Here is a 16,992-nt window from a genome sequence, read left to right as displayed (position 1 = left end):
TCTTGAGACCAGTATGCGCTACAAATATGGCATAATTATGACTGCATGTTAATTAATGATAATATACGAAAACCGCTGGTTCTATGTTCCCTGTCTCTTCATAAACCTTATACGTTTTTAACGCCAATGACTCTGTTTCTATAGCATACACGATGTAAGCCTTGTCAAAAAGATCAACCTTATTGATCACCTTGGACTTCTCCACAAAGCCTTGATCATATAGCGTATTGAGCGATTCATAGCTCAACACTGCGTAACTGTCGGGTAAGTACGCGCTTAGCTTTTCCACTGCATCGTTATAAGTAAAGCTAGGTAAGTTTAATAGAATAATTAAACCCAATAAACCAAGCATACCTGCGCCATACAGATTATATCGAAAGTTAAAACGATGGACTACATAGTCCTCTAGATAGATGAAACTAAGTAATACCAAATAGATGGCATAGCCATAGAAGTCTTTATTTTCAAGACCTTTATAGATGCTACCAAGTATCAGTCCAGTGGTGATGTTCAATACAATTAGTATATACTTGTATTTGATTTTTGGAACAGAAAAAAAGCCATAAAGCTCTCGATCTACTGCCATAAATTTACCTTCTATTATTCTTCATCGCTTGATATCTAGGATCGTCTGCACTGATTAAGAAATCGTTTTTCTTCATCTCTTTCACTTTTATGACGCGTTCACGTTCATTAAAATCAGATTGGTGTCGTTCATCTGGCGTTATCGGTCTTTGCGTCACAGCACCAGTGTTCTCTCTCACCGCATATGGATCAAGAGGTATGTAAGAAATCTCTTTGTGATTAAAAATTTTAGAAATCAATCGATATGGCCAGTATGAGATAAAAGATGAAACTTGTGACATGAAGATCGTAAATAGTGGAAAAAGAAGTAGCTGAAATAAAACCGACCAAACCGTTGGCAACGCTCTCATATTCACAAATAACCTAAAATTGAAAAATGGAAAAAAAGAAAACAGCATGAATATCCAATTGATAAAGCATGTAAAGATACTCAGATATAAAAATAACCTCATATAGCTTTTAAGTGAAAGTGCTCTTGCTTCAACTTGTTCCATTAAATATTCCCCCTTTTATTATTATGTTTAAGCAATATATTTAATTATTCGCATTTATATGGTTTAATGATGAGTAACTAATTTGTTATAATGTTTACCTCTAACATGTTTGATTAGCGACAATTAAAAAATTTATTGATTACAGTCAGTATGGCTTATTGATTACCAAACGAGGTAATTTAACGACCACTGATTTTAGATCGTTCACGCACTGTCCAACCTTAATTTCAGCACATAATCCGATAAGGTAGTTGGCTTCATCTGCAGGTACTTTAAGTGACTCTACCATATAGGTAAGAAGCTTTTCAGTTGCAGCGTCTACAGCGAAATCTAAGTTGCCACCCAGCCCAATTACACCGATGTGCGACTCGGTAAATACCATCGGTAACGGATGATGTTGTCCTTTAATCACTGTAACTCTTACCTTTATTCTACCGTCGATCTCTAGACCACCTTCTGCCAGTTCACCATCCCCCATAACAGCATGTAGGTCACCCATATAAAGAAGACCACCATCTACAAAAACAGGTAATAGCAGTGTCGTCCCTACCGTTATATCACTACAGTCAAGGTTGCCACCGTGTTCGCCAAGTTTTAGCGATGGCATTTCTACACTCGGTGTCGTTCCGATAGTGCCAATCATCGGCTTTGCTTTAACCAGCACTCCATTAGGCAGCATGATCTTATTACCAGCAACTTTCACACGGTGCGTTTTAATCTCTGAAAGGTGCTCTGCGAACGTGTCGTTAATCGGTCCCGTAACAGCGATGCCCGTACTCCCAAGTGAAATCTCCAAAATCTCAACTTGTAAAGTGTCGCCTTCATTGCAACCTTTTATAAACAAAGGACCAGTCACAGGGTTGCTCTGCTTTGGATTGTCCTTGCCAAAGGTCGCCCCTTCTGGTATGAGCTTGTTACTGAAACAGTCAAGCGTCTCGAACTCGACTTCATCACCTGAATTACAGTACAGAACAGGCCTGATTTCGCTTGATATCGTGAAATAATGATTGGCTCTTTCTATTTTCAGCATATGGTCCTCCCCCGTTCAAATGTTTGTTATATTTATCTTAACACAAGGATGTTCTGACATATGATTAAATCTTGATTAAAGGTTTAAATGACTTAAAAATAATGAATTCCTTTTTTTAAACAAAAGTAATAAAATTCAATATTAAGCTTATTTCAAAAAACTCAAAAGCAGTTTAACAAAGTATAAACTGCTTAAAAGTTATTATATATGCACATTTTTTAACTAGTTTATGAGTAAGTGTTAACTAGAATCATCTAATTACAATTTGTGAAGAATATGTAGTTACATTTATTGACGGAGTAAAACTAATAAATCCTGTAGAAGAAACCGTTATAGATGGAGTAAATAATACTAAAGTATGTCCATAAGCTGCAAAGACTCCCATTTCTACATATTTACTTGATACTTCAAACTGAACATAAGTTGTACCTTTTTTTGCCCATTCTATGCCATTTACTATGCCTCGTTTGATATCAATTGAAGTTGAAACTACAGAACTTGGTCCTGCTGGAACAAAATCTGTATACAAACTATATGCAAAATTTCCTGTTTCAAGTATATAATAATCTACTTTAGAATAACTTCTGCTTGCATTGTAGTACATAACTTGTGCAACTGATACTGCTAATTGGTCTGTGAAAGTCCAAAAAGGTATATTGGACCACTCCCAATCAACTCTCACTCTAGCTGTCGTCTTTGTACTTGAATAATAGTAGACATCTTTTGAAACACTGATACTTATGCTTGATAGGCTTTGTGCATTAACTGAATAAAATTTAATATATTCTATATCAGATTTACTTAGCCCCATAGCAATTAAATCAGACTCAGGTAAACTTGATAACTCTTGCATTACTTTATCGTAATTCATATTTTTAATTAATCCGATTTCAGAATCCGATAATCCAATATTTTTTAGTTCTTGATTACTCAATTTTTGGTATGCTTCAATTAAATCTTTTTCAGTGTACGTAAATGTTACTGAATCGTTGGGATTTGTTTTCATCAAGTCCATCTTGATAAGTTTAGAAAGTTCTTCGTTTGATTTAGAAGTATTGTTGATTGGCTCTGAAGTTGATGCAAAAGAGCTTAAACTCAATGAAACGATAGTAAACATACATAACAAAAAAACAATAATTTTTTTCATTTAATTCCTCCATTTTATAATATTTACTTTTAATGTTAAATAATGTATAATGTGCACATTAATAATACATAGGAGAGTGAAAAATATGACCAGAAAGATATTCATTACATTACTTGTTGCTTTTACTTTTATTTTGACCATTAGTATCACTATATTAATGTTTAAAAAGATTGAAAATAGTTACAACTTTCAATATATAGGTTATTTAGACGATGTATCTGATAATATCTATAGCAATATTGAAGATTATTATTATTATCCACAAACAGGTATTCTAATAATCAAAGCTGCATCTGATCAAATATCAATTAATATGAAAGATGGCTACATTGATATAACTTTTTTAAATGTAACTGACACATTAAAAACACATGTTATTCTTCTAAATAAAAATGAAAAAGTAAAATATAACGACAAGAAAATTATTATGTAAAAACTATTTTATTCTTATATCTACTCTTTATTTATTATATATTTAGTTTAGTTTTGTATAAGCTAAAGGTCCATGAACTAATAGGAAACATATATTTTCCTTATAGTTCATGGACCTTATTTTTTAAACTATTAATATAATATTAAAAGGTGGTGACAAAATGAGTAAAATTAGTATAACAATTCTATTATATATTCTATTAATTCTAAATCTTTCTTCATTGATACACGAAACTACAAATTACGAAAATAACATTCAAAATATTATAACATGTGACTTACCAGAAAAAGAAAATTATTAACTTAATTCAACATTATACTTTTCATGTAACTTATGTTTTATTATTTCTAATTGCTGAGTAGCTTTTGTTAATTTAGCTAAATAATACGAATGAAATAGTAATTCTTTACCCTCTACATTTTTACCAATTTCTATCAAACAATTACCTTTATAATATGTAATATCAATCAAAATATCTAAAATATTATATTTAATTGCAAAATCCAAACTATATTCACATAAATTAATACACTCAAAATAATTTTCATCTTGATAAATCCATTTACATAAATTTGAAAGAACAATTGCATAAAATTTACTGTTATATTCATAATCAATAAATTTAGTTTCATAATAGTTTTTTAATTCCTTAAGAATTATAATTCCTTCTTTTCTTTGACCAAGTGAATAAATTTGAATAGCAATATTATTTAGTATTACTGATTCATTTAAAGTAAGCACTTCGCTACCTAAATTTTGGTAATCTATTTTTGGTTTTGTTAGTTTTAATGCCGCTTCGAGATTAACAAGTATTTTTTCAGGAGCCATATATTCTCTTTTATCAATAAAGCTCTGATGTAATAAGCAGAACTGATTAATAATATGGTCTGAATCAGAATTAAGAATTCTAATTCTTTTCAAATACTGTTTGTGTTGATCAAATTCACCAAGAACATTAGATCGACGAACTTGGAAAATTAACTGATTAATTTCATATTCTTTCTCATTAGAATAAATTAGATATTTTTCATGATTAATTCCTAATCTTTCAAGTAGCATTTTGATCACTATTTGACTAGCTGAGGCATATCCATTTTCTACTTTAGATAAATAACTAGTTGAGCAAATTCCAAAACATAACTGTTCTTGTGTAATTTTTCTTTTGGTTCGTTCAGTTTTAATTAACCAACCGATAGAATACATTTTACCTCCTAATATAAAAATAGTAAAATAAATCAAAATATTGTTACATGTTTTTCAATATTAAACACGTTTTGTAGTTATGATGAACAAAAATTCATCATAAAAAACTTCATCAGATTTTCATTGCTTTTCTTGACTCATTTCTAAAATCTTACTCACTTTTATGTTTATCTTAACAAAAAGATTTAATTACATATGATTAAATCTTGAATAATGGTTTAAACGACTTAAAAGCCCCTTAGAGGATGGTCTAAGAGGCTTTGATTGTAGAAATGTTTTTATGAAATGAACGATTAGTACGACTCATCTTGACTTTCAGATATTGTAAGCTCTAATCCACCAAAACGACTTGCCAATGCATTGTAAATCATAGCCATCAATGCGACAAATGCGCCATAAACTAGAAGCATCAAAACAAAAGGTATAAAAGAAACAAACGACATTCTAAAGAGTGATAATCCAGACATTGATATACTAGCCACAGTGCCTATCAGAAGAATAATCATCGTAGCTATGATAGGGATAATCATAAAGTAAAAATAAACCTTAAATGCACTCTGTGGGCTGATTTTTTTGATCTCATAATTTTTCATATGGACTCCTTATATGTATTATTTTTATTACTCATTTGTTTGAGTACCGACACTGCTTTGATCTAAGTTTGACTCAAACTTAATTACTTTTAATGTTGTTCCCTTTTTCAAGTTCATAATCCATTTATATGGATAGTAAGTAAGCACCCCCAAAATTAAGCCACCTATAACTGAAAAAATCGGTGTAAATACTAAAATCATAATAACTGACATTACTGGGAACTTATAGTTGTTGGCGGTTGCCTCAAATATTTGGAATAATGTTACTATCATACTATAGACGCCAGTCATGAAGCCTACGATGCCTGTGAGTTCTAAGTAGCTGTTAAAGGCAAGTCTTTTGATTTTTATACTTTCCATTATGTAAAATCTCCTCATAGTTTTTTATTTGTCTCTTTCAATCTTTTCTAAGTTGTCTTTAGAGCTAGATATTTCAGTGTTTGCCAGTCTTTCCGACTTCATTTCGGTAAAGATTACTTTTCCTAGTAGGAACAAACCTATACATAAAAATACCAGACTTAAAATCAAGGGAAAAGTCTGCATGGTGTTCTCTAAAACAGTTGCAAATTTACCTGGTGGCGAACTCCAACCAGTTAAATGTGGCATATAATTCCCAATGGTTGAAAAAACCAAGCCAAGTAATAGCGATCCCGAAAGCAAAAACGCCGTTCCTGAATATAAATAGGTTTTCTTCATTAAATCCTCCTTTCTTAATGGTTATCTAAATTTTTCTCTAAGCTGATCATAAATTGAGTTCTCATTAGACTCAATCACATATTCTCGCCAACTTTCATCATTTAAAGTAATAAACAAATGCGTTGACGTTGCAAAGTAATAATTAACAGTCAAATCTTCATATTCAATAGTTATCGAGTATCCTAACCCCCAAGTCTCTTCGACTTCTTTAGAAGTGTACTTAATGTTCTTTAGTTCAGTTAATATTTGCTTGATTTCATTTGATGAACTCAATGTCATTAATTCGCCTGAAATTCTATTTTCTAGTTCAATAGATATAGGGGAATCACTCAGCCAATATTGTTTCTCTTGATTATTTTTGACTAGTAAAATCACAAAATTGATGATTAAGATAGTAATAACAAGGTACATAACTTGTTTTTTCATTGCTTACTCCTTTTTGTTGTAAGCTATATTGAGTGCATGTGTAACTTACTTATATGGTTTTACTCCTAGATAGATAGTTCAACTTGATAAAGGTGTAGATATACTACTTGATATTAATTTTCTGCTTAAATAAATTAACTAATTGATTAATAATCCTTATAATGTGAGATGAGAGTTTTGTGTATTAAGTGAAGTAATCTATGGATATAATTTTTCTAATGCATTTGAACCATAATACTTTTTATGTGTCTCAATTGCGAAAGTATCCATCATCCCTGCTAAATAGTCTATAACAGCTCGTTCTCTAGATACTCCAGTATCAGCTCTAAATTCTGCAGGTAATAACATATTTTGGGGATTAAATTTATCATCAATAAATGCTTGATATAACTCTCTTAATACTTTTTCACCAATTTTCTCATATACCAATACATTATTTTGGCGATTAATACAGATAAATGTAAATTTTTTCAATCCGTTTGCTAATTCCTTATAATTCAAAAAATTTACTTCATAATCATTCTTACTACCAGTATCATTTCTAAATTTTTCATTAGTTTTAACAATTCCAATATCAGTAACTAACGTATTAACCAAATTTGAAATTAATTCTCTCCGTAATATATGAGAATACTCTTCTGACGAGTGGATATTTTGAGCACCTACTGCAACTTCATTTGCATTTTTGACTAATTCATCGAATTTTGTTATTGCAAGTAAAATCTTATCTTTCGTTTCTTCAGAGCTTTTCGTTTCCATATAATGTTTGAACTCATAACGAAATTCATCAAGAGTGAATAATTTCAATGCTAAAGCATCCTCTAAATCATGTGCTGCATAGGCTATTTCGTCTGCTAAATCCATTATTTGAGCATCCAAAGTACGTGGTGAAACACCATATTCATTTACTAACTCATTATAAAAATTATAATCTTCAGTATATAAGAATTTCTTTTTCCCTGAACTTGCAGGACTAAAATATTTCATTACCGCAAATTGTGTACGTAATGTTAAATTTAATCCTCTTTCAGATGGTAGTTTCTTTTCTAATGTCCTTAATATACGAAGAGTTTGTGCGTTCCCTTCAAATCCTCCGAATAATTCTGATAAATCATTTAAAACAGTCTCACCATGATGCCCGAATGGTGGATTACCAATATCATGAGCTATAGAACATGCTTCAATTACATACATATCTTTTTGATATAATTCTTCGAAACTTAATATTTCACGCATTTTCTCAGCAATACTTCTTGCAATTTGTGAAACCTCTAAACTATGTGTTAATCTGTTTCTATAGAATCTCAAACTGTCAACACTCATTAATTGCATTTTTCCTTGCAACCTTCTAAATGATGTAGAGTATAAAATTCTAGAGTAGTCTCTCTGATATGGATTTCGTTCTCTTTGATCACTAAATTTATTTTCTTTTGAAATTCTCTTTTCTAACGTAATAAGTTGTTTGTACTGACTAACAATATAATCTGCTCCTTTGTCACTCATTTGAACATTCTCCTAATTTTTATTATTGCACATAACGTTCCGTCGATTCCCGCTTTCCCCCATTTTTAGCACCTTAGCATAAAAAGTAGCGCAGCGTGTGACTCGCAGACGCTGTGACATAGAGGTGAATGTTGGGAATCATAATGTTTACCGATTGTTACAGATTATCCTCTGTAGTGTTACTATAAATATTATTAAGAAATACGATATAGTTCCTTAACTCCAACTTATATAGATCAATTTTATATAATCTGCATAGTTTCTCGACTAACTGCTGATAGATATGCGGAAATTCAAGCCCTAAATAAATTACTTTAATAGAATCATCTATTTGAACAAACAAATCCTCATGATTTTCTCCCAGATATATTATTCTATATTCGTTCTCATCTCTCCAGTTTTGAAGTTTAGTAAAATAGATATCCTGAAAATTCTTTTTAATATGAATCTCAACTATTTCATCTTGAGATTTACTACAATTTTCTTTATCAATAAGAACTTGAGTTGCTTCATGTAGTCTGTTGACATCATTTGTATATATTACATTACCATGATGTACATTTTCTTTATGAGTTACACTTTCCTTCACAGAGTCAATTAATTTTTCTTTTTCAAATCCAAAACACATTCCCCTATTATTATCTCCATACTGAGACCACATTCTAGGTAAGCAAAACCCGCGCTTATAATAGTTTTGATATATAAAGTCTCTATGATAATCTTCTACATCCTCATCATCTATAGAAAAACAAACCATTTTGGTATTAAACTTATGATTATTAATATTCTTATTAATTTTCTCCATTTTCTCATAGGAAAAATCATCCATAAATGTCCCATAAGAAAGGAAACTCAATTCTGAATCTCTATATTCTTTTGGGTCGTTAACCATATTGAAAGATGATATTTTCAATCTCATTGTTTGCAGAATGTATTCCATGCCCGTTGATAATGATGTATAGTGATATATTAAATTCTTTCTGTACATATTTACACCTCTTTCTGTACATTCTTATAGCTCTAGTCGCCTCAGTGATGAGGGCTATTAGAACGTTAGCTGAAGCTCATACTGGAATCACTAATTATATTTCTATATTATTTTCTCTTCCTTCGGTAATCACTACAAATACATTGGGATGATAATCATTTAAAGTTTTCATCTCATTATTGTATCTTTCATTTTCCTTTAAATATTCATTTATTTCACGTAAAACATGATCATCTGGGTTCATATTCAGCAAAATGGAAAACAAACCTTTAAAATAAGGTACTTGAGAATTTTGTAGAGGTGCACCTATCCTGCCCATAATAACTTCTGAAGCAAATATGTCCATTGAACATGTTGAAATTGTTTCTTGCGCTAGCATTCCTGCTCTACAACTAGCGTTAGGACAATATGGACTAGGTTCAAAATAAAATGTTGTAATTCCTGTTTTAGTTTTAAAACTTCTAGGTATAGTATATTCTGGCATGGTATAAAGAAAATCAATATCCCCTTTAATATCTACATAAAATACTCCATATGAAGTTATACTTTTAAAATTAGTATAATTTAGTATATTGCGGTGAAAACCTAACCCTTTCACATCAAAAACATCAGGTTTTTCAGATAATAATTCTCTTTGATAAATATTCCCTCTAAAAGAAATGAACTTTTTATAAGGCTTGCTCTGATACTTAGCTTGCAAAAAGTTAATCCGAAATTCTTTTATCGACTTATTATATGTTATAAACAACAAATCTGAGATCTCAACCAATTTCCTTTTACCTAATAGCCGAGAGTCATATTCAACGAATCCTTTATGACTATGCGTTTCTTCTACAAATGTACTACTTGAAAACTTTGTATTAAATTCACTAGCTAATTGCCTAAACAAATTCACTTCATTAAGTTTTATTCCCGATTTTAAAATATTTGTGTTAAATCTATTCTTCATTTAAACTATTCTCCTGTATTTGGATGTATTTCATCTAACGTTCTTATAGTCCTCGCAACATTAGTTGCGAGGACTATGTATTATCAGAAAGAGTACTGATTTTATATTTATTGATGTCAGATTCTTTTACAAAATAAAGATTTCCACTTGCTCGTGTACAAGCAACATAAAACTTATTCTTTGTTTGACTATTTAATTCATGAAGTTTATTTTCTTTATACTTCTTAAGTGTGGTGGCATTTAATATTACACAAACATCCTGAAAACAATCAAGTCCTTTAGATATTGACCAGTTTAATGAGGTGCAATTGTATTTTCTGTAATTCTGATAAAACAATTTTATAATTTTGTCATCTTCAACGATATTATTTATTTCGTTAATTTCTTCTACTAATTTTATTGATGTTATATCTGTTCTATTTGATTCAATTCTTATGTCTAACTCCTGATTTATGAAATCACAAATTGACTTTGAGCATCTCCAACTTTTCTTTAATGTGTCAATATCAATTGTAAATCCTTTACTTCTAAATTTGTTGAAGTAGATCTCTTCAGTGGAATGCAAAGAGCTATTTACATTTCCATCTCTGCTAGTATCAAATGTATGTTGAAAATAATCACCTACAAAATGTAACTCAAGTTCACAGTCTGATATATTCAAAAGAAAATTAAAATCATGCCCTGCAAAGTCCTGAACTTCATCAACAAAAATTTTATCGAAATACTTACGCAATCTAAATCTTATAGCTTCTTCAACGTTCATTATTTCTAATAATTTAGCTAATCGATTGGAATATATTCGTCCATAATTATCAATGTAAAATCTTTTATCAGTCCTTTTTAATTTCAAGGTAGAACTATGCGGTTGTTTCCAGACAATTCCATTATCTCTAATCTTATCACTTAAATATGGACGATAACAAAAATTATATAGAAAGCTATAATATGTCATTAAATATATGTTATGAGGTAGATATCCAAACTTACTTATAATTTTATACTTTAAGTTCTCATAATTGTTTTCAGTATAAGTAAAAATAAGGAAACGTTCATCTAAATTTAACTGCTCAATAATATAAGTAGTTTTTCCAGAACCGGCTACAGCATTAATCAATTTTTTATCCATAATATCGCCTCTTGTATATATGCTGGGATGATCATGGAATCACTTTTATTTTCCAGAAGTTCAAGCGCAGCTTCAGCTTTGTTCTTTAACATGTAATCTTGTACACTTAAACTGACTCTTCTCACTCCAAACAGCTCATCACAAATTGCAATATTATCCTTATATACACAGATTTCAAAAGTACTTCTATCGTTATCTGAATCAGCAAATATCATAATGTTGTTTTCATCATACTCATTGTATAGTTCTTTACAGTTTTTTTCATAGTCACCATCGTTATCTCTAATTGCCACTACTTTCAAATTAAGTTCTTTAGCAATATCGAAATACCTTTTAAAACTTGTGCCACCAACTGAAATTACGTGTATACCTAATTCTGAACTTGTAGAACCTGCGACTCTTTGAATAAATTTTTCCATCAAGATAAATTCAGCATCACCTTCAACTAGTATTGTTTTTGGTGAAAGAATAAACTCTAGAACGTTATTATCTGGTGCTTTCATGAAAAATTTAGCTGTACTTTCTGGTACACTTGATAAAGATATTGAATTTGAAGAACCACTATTAAGCATAATTGCTTTTTTTAGATTTAGTCTTGTGGATATTAAACTATTATGTGTAGTAATAAAGACTTGCTTAGGTACTGTATCTGTAATTTTTTGGATTAACTTTTTCATATTAGTATGACTGAGATGATTCTCTGGTTCTTCTAACAAAATAACTTGAATATCAGAATTATTCCTCTGAAGTGCAAACTCAGTTTTTACAAAACACTGTTTTCCTTTGCCTTTATTTTCAATAGATATACTATCTTCTGTAATTATTATGTCGTTAAACAAATTTGATTTAGAATCTGTTTTTAAATCAAATTCAAAATCATGTATCCTTGAATTTATTTCATTTAAATTATCACGCTTAAATATATATTTAGATTTTCGATATTCACTTTGATGTTTTGCTTTTTCAATTGGTCTCGCAATACTTGAGTATACCGATTTTATATACTCTCTTGAAGCATATTCTGTGTTAATTGTTGAGCTATCAATTGATAAATGCTTTAAGAACTTCTTATAACCCGAATAAGTCTGATCAGCAAAAGTCGAAAACTTTATGGTGTAATATTCATATGGAAAGCAAGAATCTTCGACGGATAAAGCTTCTATAATTTCACTAGTTAAATCTAGACTTGGTTCACAAATTAATCTTAGTCCGTCACATTCTAGACCTTCCGAATTATTTGTTCCGTTTACAAATGGATTCATTTGATCGTTTAAAAACAGTTCAATAATTAGTTTAGGTAATCTTGAAATATTTCTATCACTATTCATAAAATTTTCTATTACACTCATATTAATTAATCTGTCAAGACCAATAGTTTCAACCTTATTACGTGAACCACTAAGAATTAAATCAATTGCTTGTAGAATCGAACTTTTTCCAGCCTCGTTGTCTCCAATTAATAGATTCATGTCACTATTGAATATAATTTCACTTTGTATAAATTTCTTATAATTAAACATTTTGAGCTTTTTTATGTATTTCATTATTTTCTCCTTTTTTCTCTTTCTGATGACACCAATAACCCCAAACACCAATCTCAAACATTTCTAAAATTTACCAATCCATGTAGTTCAGAAGATCAATTTAATCAAAAACACCTATAGCCCTCTTCCTAACTAGGAAAAAGGGCTATAGGTTATGTATAAAATTGGCGTACTCTCGCCTTGGTAATATGTATGTTGCATAAGTCCCCCCCTATGCTATGGTTTAGGTGGGTGGTCTTATGACCCTTCTGTATGATATGTATCCCTGTCCTCACCATAATTGGTAGTATTTTACCAGTCTTAAATTAATTGTATTATAACATATAACTTATCACACTTTCGATATATTTTTTCTTACTTTTTCCATTTGTCCATCAAACTTCCATCACATTTGCAGATTAATATAAGACCATAACAACAAGCCAAGCTTGTAAGAGACAAAAGGTCTCCACTATATAAAACCCATAAGGAGGAAGTTATGAAAAACTTATTATTAAACGAAAAGGAAATGAATCAAATGGAACTTAATAAAATGGAAATGATTAAGAAAGCAACTTTTGGAAGTAAGATTAAAAAATTTGGTGTTTCTGGTCTAATTGCATTCACATTAATCTTTAGCTCACTTTCAGGAAGCACCTTCGCAACCGATGCACCGCTCACAGGGTCAGCAGCAGCTTTAGCAGATTCAAGTTATACATTAGAAGAAATGTTAACCTATGCAATCCAAGACGAATACGCAGCAAAAGCAGAATACGCAGCCATCATCGATGAATTTGATACAACAAAACCTTTTACAAACATCATCAAATCAGAAGACACACACATTAACCTCTTATTACCATTATTCGAAGCTTATGATATAGATGTTCCAGTAAACGATGCAGCAGATCATGTTGTTTTACCAGCTACATTAAATGAAACTTACCCAATAGGCGTTACTGCCGAGATCAATAACATCGCAATGTACAACGCATTTCTATCACAAGACTTACCTGCTGATGTTGTATCCGTTTTCACCTATCTAAGAAATGCATCAGAAAACCACCTCGCTTCATTTGAAAAACAAGTCGATAGAAGCGAAGGTAATTTTAACCAAGGTAGCTCTATAGGAAATAACAGCAGATTTTCAACAAACGAAGTATCAAGAGGCAATTCAAGTAGAACCAGTTCAAGAGGTTTTAATCGTTGGTAAATCTAGCTTAAAAAAAGCCTAATTATATTAGGACGGAGATTCCTTTAGTTCACTAACCGGAATCGGAGTTCTAATATAATTAGGCTTTTAAATTTCATATACAACAAATATCTTCACTTTTGAATTTACTTTTTTCTTTATTCTTTTGAATTCACTTTTGATTTTTACTTTTACCTATAAACTTCCCTAGCTTTAAATCCCTACTCTATCGTCATCATCAAAAACCCACAATAAGCCCCATTGTCCGTCGCAAGTGACTTCCCTGTACGCTTCTTAAGATCATTGATCAGATCCCGGTATTTTGCATAAAACTCATAATTGGGTTTCGTCGTATACTTGAACTCAGTGACTTCCAGATAACTGAGGACAGCTTTTACAGTGGTCGGTTTTACGAGCACCTCGTAGTCACCGTTATAGTACAGTCCAAGAACCGTAAGTATCGGCCACTTAGCCAATCCAAAGGTTGCAAGTAGAAGGATCAACTGGTTAAAACCTTTCTTTTGATCCCCATATAGGATGTTATAAAGTGCACTTGAAAGCGTTTCGATTTCATCTTCTCTAAACAGCTTTGCTACATCCTTGTATTTTGCCTTTTCAAAGACAGACACCAGAGAGGACTTGGCGATGAGTTTGGTGAAGGCATCTGAGATCGCATCTGGATTATCAAACTTCTCCTTTGCAAAATGCGTATGAACAAACGCCTTCATTGCATCGACTTTATGCTTTTTTGCGATGACCATCAGGTCTGGATCGTCAAATCCCATTGGATATTGTGATAAAAATTTAGCTTCAAGCTGTTCCAATTTCTCTATATTCATAGTCGCCTCCCAAACTTTTCATCTCTTTATGATTATTCTATCACAAATTCATCACATTTCTCATTTATGATAAGGACAAATTTAAGTTCTCTTAATCCTTAAGGCAGGCGAACCTTTCTGGATAACGCTTAGAGAACAAAAAGGGGTTACGCGTATGAGCAAACTATTTAAAAACCAACCAAAAACAATTCAAAAGAAACTATCCATCCGTCATTATGTGCAGTTCTTCTTCTTTGCACTCATCGGACTAATAGCCGTTAACCACACACTTGTGGAAACAGGTGCTGGGATACCTTTTTTGAGTGATGCTTCACTTCACGCACTCTGTCCATTTGGTGGAGTCGTAACACTGTATAACCTAGCAACTCTAGGTACTTTTATCCAAAAGATTCATATGTCATCATCCATTCTAATGATCTTGATCTTTATCCTAGCGATCTTAGTTGGTCCAGTTTTCTGTAGCTTCGTCTGTCCATTAGGCTCCTTTCAAGAGTTCCTAGGAAAAATCGGCAAGAAACTCTTTAAGAAAAGATACAATCATTTTATCCCTCAGAAAGTACACAATGTGCTTAAGTATTTAAGATATGTGGTTTTAATCCTCGTGGTATATGTTACTGCAAAATCGGGCTACTTGATGTTTGCCGATATCGACCCATATAACGCACTTTTCTCCTTCTGGTCGGATGAGGTTTCGGTAAAAGCATTGATTGTACTCGGAATTACAGCCATCCTTTCACTTTTCGTTGAAAGACCTTGGTGTAAATATGCGTGTCCATATGGCGCTCTTTTAGGCCTATCCAATAAAGTTAGAATCTTTAAAATCAAACGCGTCGAAGCGACTTGTGTATCTTGTAACAAATGTACCTCAGTTTGTCCGATGAACATCGATGTGGCTAACAAAACCACTGTAACGGATCTACAATGTATCAGCTGCATGGCGTGTACATCAGAAGAAAGCTGTCCTGTTCCTGAAACTGTCACTTTAACTCTAGAGCCACTGAACATTAAAAAGCCAGTGAGCGCTAACTTAAACCAATAATCAGGAGGCTTTCTATGAAACAGAAAACATTGGCATTGCTCATACTTGGCATTATTTTCGGTGGTATCTTTTTAACCATGATCGTAGGTGCATGGACGACAGAAAATACCAAGACGCCTGCACGTTATACAACAGGCTCAGCCGAAGGAGAATACAACCCTGAGGACATACGAGGGTCATATACTTTAGGTGAGGTTTCAACGCTTTTCGATATTCCTACAGAGGTGTTAATTAAGGCCTTTAATCTACCACTAGACACCGATCCGGACACCTTTAAAACCAAAGATTTAGAATCGCTCTACAGCATTGAAGCTGAAGATATAGAGGTTGGAAATGAATCGGTTCAGGTCTTCGTTGCACTCTATAATGACTTACCTATGGTGCTGACAGACACGTACCTACCGACAAAAGCCGTTGAACTGCTTTTGTCTTTAGATAGAGCATGGCCACAAGAGACCATAGATTATCTTAACACACACAGCGTCATCGTAACGATTTCAGAAGATGCTGAAAGTGAGAAGGACTCAGCTCTGGCTACAAATGAATCAAAAGAAACTGAAGCAGACAGTACGGAAACAAGTAACACAACCAACCATTCGGCAAGCACGACGACCAGTACCGCTCAAGAAGCAACCACTGCTCCAAAGACAGAACCAAAAACCGAAGTAACTGCAGAAGCAACCACAGAACACGAGGAACCGCTGATCAAAGGAACCACCACCTTCCAACAGCTTCTTGATGCAGGCATAGAAAAAAACCAAATTGAGGCGATTTTAGGGGCAAATATGCCACCGACCAATCAGCTCGTTAAGGACTATTGCGTACAAAACGGACTTTCTTTCTCTGAGGTGAAATCAGCGATAGAAGAACTTACAAACTAATCCTAGTCCAAACTAAATTAAACTAAGCAAAATACGATCAAACATTAAACTACCATCGTCTTGAAGTGAAAATGATCTTCTTCGCCATATCGCTTTAAGATGCATCGTTCTTACCCATCGGGCGTGATTTTAAGAAAAATTTAAAGTCATCACCCGATTTTAAATTTGTATACAATATTCGAAACCGATTGCGTTTTATCGGATTTCGACAAGTGAGATTTCAAATAAAATAATAATAAATTTTAATAAATTGTAAACTTGTACTTGCATTCATACATAGAGTCAGTGTAAAATAATGAAAACACAAGTAGATTTGGGGTGTATTTTGCGTACTTGTGTCGCTTT

The 16,992-nt window shown here is 32.2% G+C and carries 19 protein-coding genes; 4 read left to right on the top strand and 15 right to left on the bottom strand.

What is annotated here, in order from left to right:
- Positions 1 to 52 precede the first annotated feature (52 nt).
- The 4 genes from AC4PID_RS16125 to AC4PID_RS16110 form a co-directional block, all read right to left on the bottom strand.
- Positions 53 to 586, bottom strand: a complete 534-nt coding sequence (locus tag AC4PID_RS16125) for a hypothetical protein (protein ID WP_492133013.1) — start codon at positions 584 to 586, stop codon at positions 53 to 55.
- 4 nt (positions 587 to 590) lie between these two features.
- Positions 591 to 1,079 carry a hypothetical protein gene (locus AC4PID_RS16120; RefSeq protein ID WP_492133012.1) on the bottom strand — a complete coding sequence of 163 codons (489 nt, stop codon included), beginning with the start codon at positions 1,077 to 1,079 and terminating at the stop codon, positions 591 to 593.
- A gap of 145 nt (positions 1,080 to 1,224) precedes the next feature.
- Positions 1,225 to 2,109, bottom strand: a complete 885-nt coding sequence (locus AC4PID_RS16115; protein WP_492133011.1) for an acetamidase/formamidase family protein — start codon at positions 2,107 to 2,109, stop codon at positions 1,225 to 1,227.
- Positions 2,110 to 2,359: 250 nt separating this feature from the next.
- Positions 2,360 to 3,256: a hypothetical protein gene (locus tag AC4PID_RS16110; RefSeq protein WP_492133010.1), complete on the bottom strand. Its 897-nt coding sequence runs from the start codon at positions 3,254 to 3,256 to the stop codon at positions 2,360 to 2,362.
- A gap of 85 nt (positions 3,257 to 3,341) precedes the next feature.
- Here AC4PID_RS16110 and AC4PID_RS16105 point away from each other — a divergent pair, with 85 nt between their 5' ends.
- Positions 3,342 to 3,689 carry a hypothetical protein gene (locus AC4PID_RS16105; protein WP_492133009.1) on the top strand — a complete coding sequence of 116 codons (348 nt, stop codon included), beginning with the start codon at positions 3,342 to 3,344 and terminating at the stop codon, positions 3,687 to 3,689.
- 297 nt (positions 3,690 to 3,986) lie between these two features.
- Here the strand turns inward: AC4PID_RS16105 and AC4PID_RS16100 are convergent, their stop codons facing one another.
- From AC4PID_RS16100 to AC4PID_RS16055, 10 genes are all read right to left on the bottom strand, one after another.
- Positions 3,987 to 4,892: a helix-turn-helix domain-containing protein gene (locus AC4PID_RS16100; RefSeq protein ID WP_492133008.1), complete on the bottom strand. Its 906-nt coding sequence runs from the start codon at positions 4,890 to 4,892 to the stop codon at positions 3,987 to 3,989.
- 293 nt (positions 4,893 to 5,185) lie between these two features.
- Positions 5,186 to 5,485 (bottom strand): hypothetical protein, encoded by a 300-nt coding sequence (locus AC4PID_RS16095; RefSeq protein WP_492133007.1) that lies wholly within the window; start codon positions 5,483 to 5,485, stop codon positions 5,186 to 5,188.
- A gap of 27 nt (positions 5,486 to 5,512) precedes the next feature.
- Positions 5,513 to 5,845, bottom strand: a complete 333-nt coding sequence (locus tag AC4PID_RS16090) for a hypothetical protein (protein ID WP_492133006.1) — start codon at positions 5,843 to 5,845, stop codon at positions 5,513 to 5,515.
- Positions 5,846 to 5,869: 24 nt separating this feature from the next.
- The gene (locus AC4PID_RS16085) at positions 5,870 to 6,181 is read right to left on the bottom strand and encodes a hypothetical protein (RefSeq protein WP_492133005.1); all 312 of its coding nucleotides are present in this window, start codon (positions 6,179 to 6,181) and stop codon (positions 5,870 to 5,872) included.
- Positions 6,182 to 6,202: 21 nt separating this feature from the next.
- Entirely contained in the window at positions 6,203 to 6,607 is a 405-nt protein-coding gene (locus tag AC4PID_RS16080) for a hypothetical protein (protein WP_492133004.1), read from the bottom strand.
- Between the two features lie 198 nt (positions 6,608 to 6,805).
- Entirely contained in the window at positions 6,806 to 8,110 is a 1,305-nt protein-coding gene (locus AC4PID_RS16075; RefSeq protein ID WP_492133003.1) for a deoxyguanosinetriphosphate triphosphohydrolase family protein, read from the bottom strand.
- A 157-nt stretch (positions 8,111 to 8,267) separates the two neighbouring features.
- Complete coding sequence (locus AC4PID_RS16070; RefSeq protein ID WP_492133002.1) at positions 8,268 to 9,098, bottom strand: DUF2971 domain-containing protein; 831 nt, start codon at positions 9,096 to 9,098, stop codon at positions 8,268 to 8,270.
- 94 nt (positions 9,099 to 9,192) lie between these two features.
- On the bottom strand, positions 9,193 to 10,047 hold the full coding sequence (locus AC4PID_RS16065) for a hypothetical protein (protein ID WP_492133001.1): 855 nt from the start codon (positions 10,045 to 10,047) through the stop codon (positions 9,193 to 9,195).
- 73 nt (positions 10,048 to 10,120) lie between these two features.
- Positions 10,121 to 11,173: a hypothetical protein gene (locus tag AC4PID_RS16060; protein ID WP_492133000.1), complete on the bottom strand. Its 1,053-nt coding sequence runs from the start codon at positions 11,171 to 11,173 to the stop codon at positions 10,121 to 10,123.
- The gene (locus AC4PID_RS16055) at positions 11,158 to 12,717 is read right to left on the bottom strand and encodes an ATP-dependent nuclease (protein WP_492132999.1); all 1,560 of its coding nucleotides are present in this window, start codon (positions 12,715 to 12,717) and stop codon (positions 11,158 to 11,160) included. Before AC4PID_RS16055 ends, AC4PID_RS16060 begins: the two co-directional genes overlap by 16 nt.
- Positions 12,718 to 13,195: 478 nt before the next feature.
- Here AC4PID_RS16055 and AC4PID_RS16050 point away from each other — a divergent pair, with 478 nt between their 5' ends.
- Positions 13,196 to 13,909: a DUF2202 domain-containing protein gene (locus AC4PID_RS16050; RefSeq protein ID WP_492132998.1), complete on the top strand. Its 714-nt coding sequence runs from the start codon at positions 13,196 to 13,198 to the stop codon at positions 13,907 to 13,909.
- A gap of 200 nt (positions 13,910 to 14,109) precedes the next feature.
- On the opposite strand, the gene AC4PID_RS16045 is transcribed toward AC4PID_RS16050, so the two are convergent.
- Positions 14,110 to 14,727 carry a hypothetical protein gene (locus tag AC4PID_RS16045; protein ID WP_492132997.1) on the bottom strand — a complete coding sequence of 206 codons (618 nt, stop codon included), beginning with the start codon at positions 14,725 to 14,727 and terminating at the stop codon, positions 14,110 to 14,112.
- Positions 14,728 to 14,881: 154 nt separating this feature from the next.
- Between AC4PID_RS16045 and AC4PID_RS16040 the strand changes: the two genes are divergently transcribed.
- Positions 14,882 to 15,766: a 4Fe-4S binding protein gene (locus AC4PID_RS16040; RefSeq protein ID WP_492132996.1), complete on the top strand. Its 885-nt coding sequence runs from the start codon at positions 14,882 to 14,884 to the stop codon at positions 15,764 to 15,766.
- A 14-nt stretch (positions 15,767 to 15,780) separates the two neighbouring features.
- The gene (locus AC4PID_RS16035) at positions 15,781 to 16,647 is read left to right on the top strand and encodes a hypothetical protein (RefSeq protein ID WP_492132995.1); all 867 of its coding nucleotides are present in this window, start codon (positions 15,781 to 15,783) and stop codon (positions 16,645 to 16,647) included.
- Positions 16,648 to 16,992 lie beyond the last annotated feature (345 nt).

The organism is Fusibacter sp. QWL-12 (assembly GCF_058683495.1).
The sequence above is the reverse complement of the archived record's forward strand: the minus strand, read 5'-3'. Positions and strand labels throughout refer to the sequence as shown.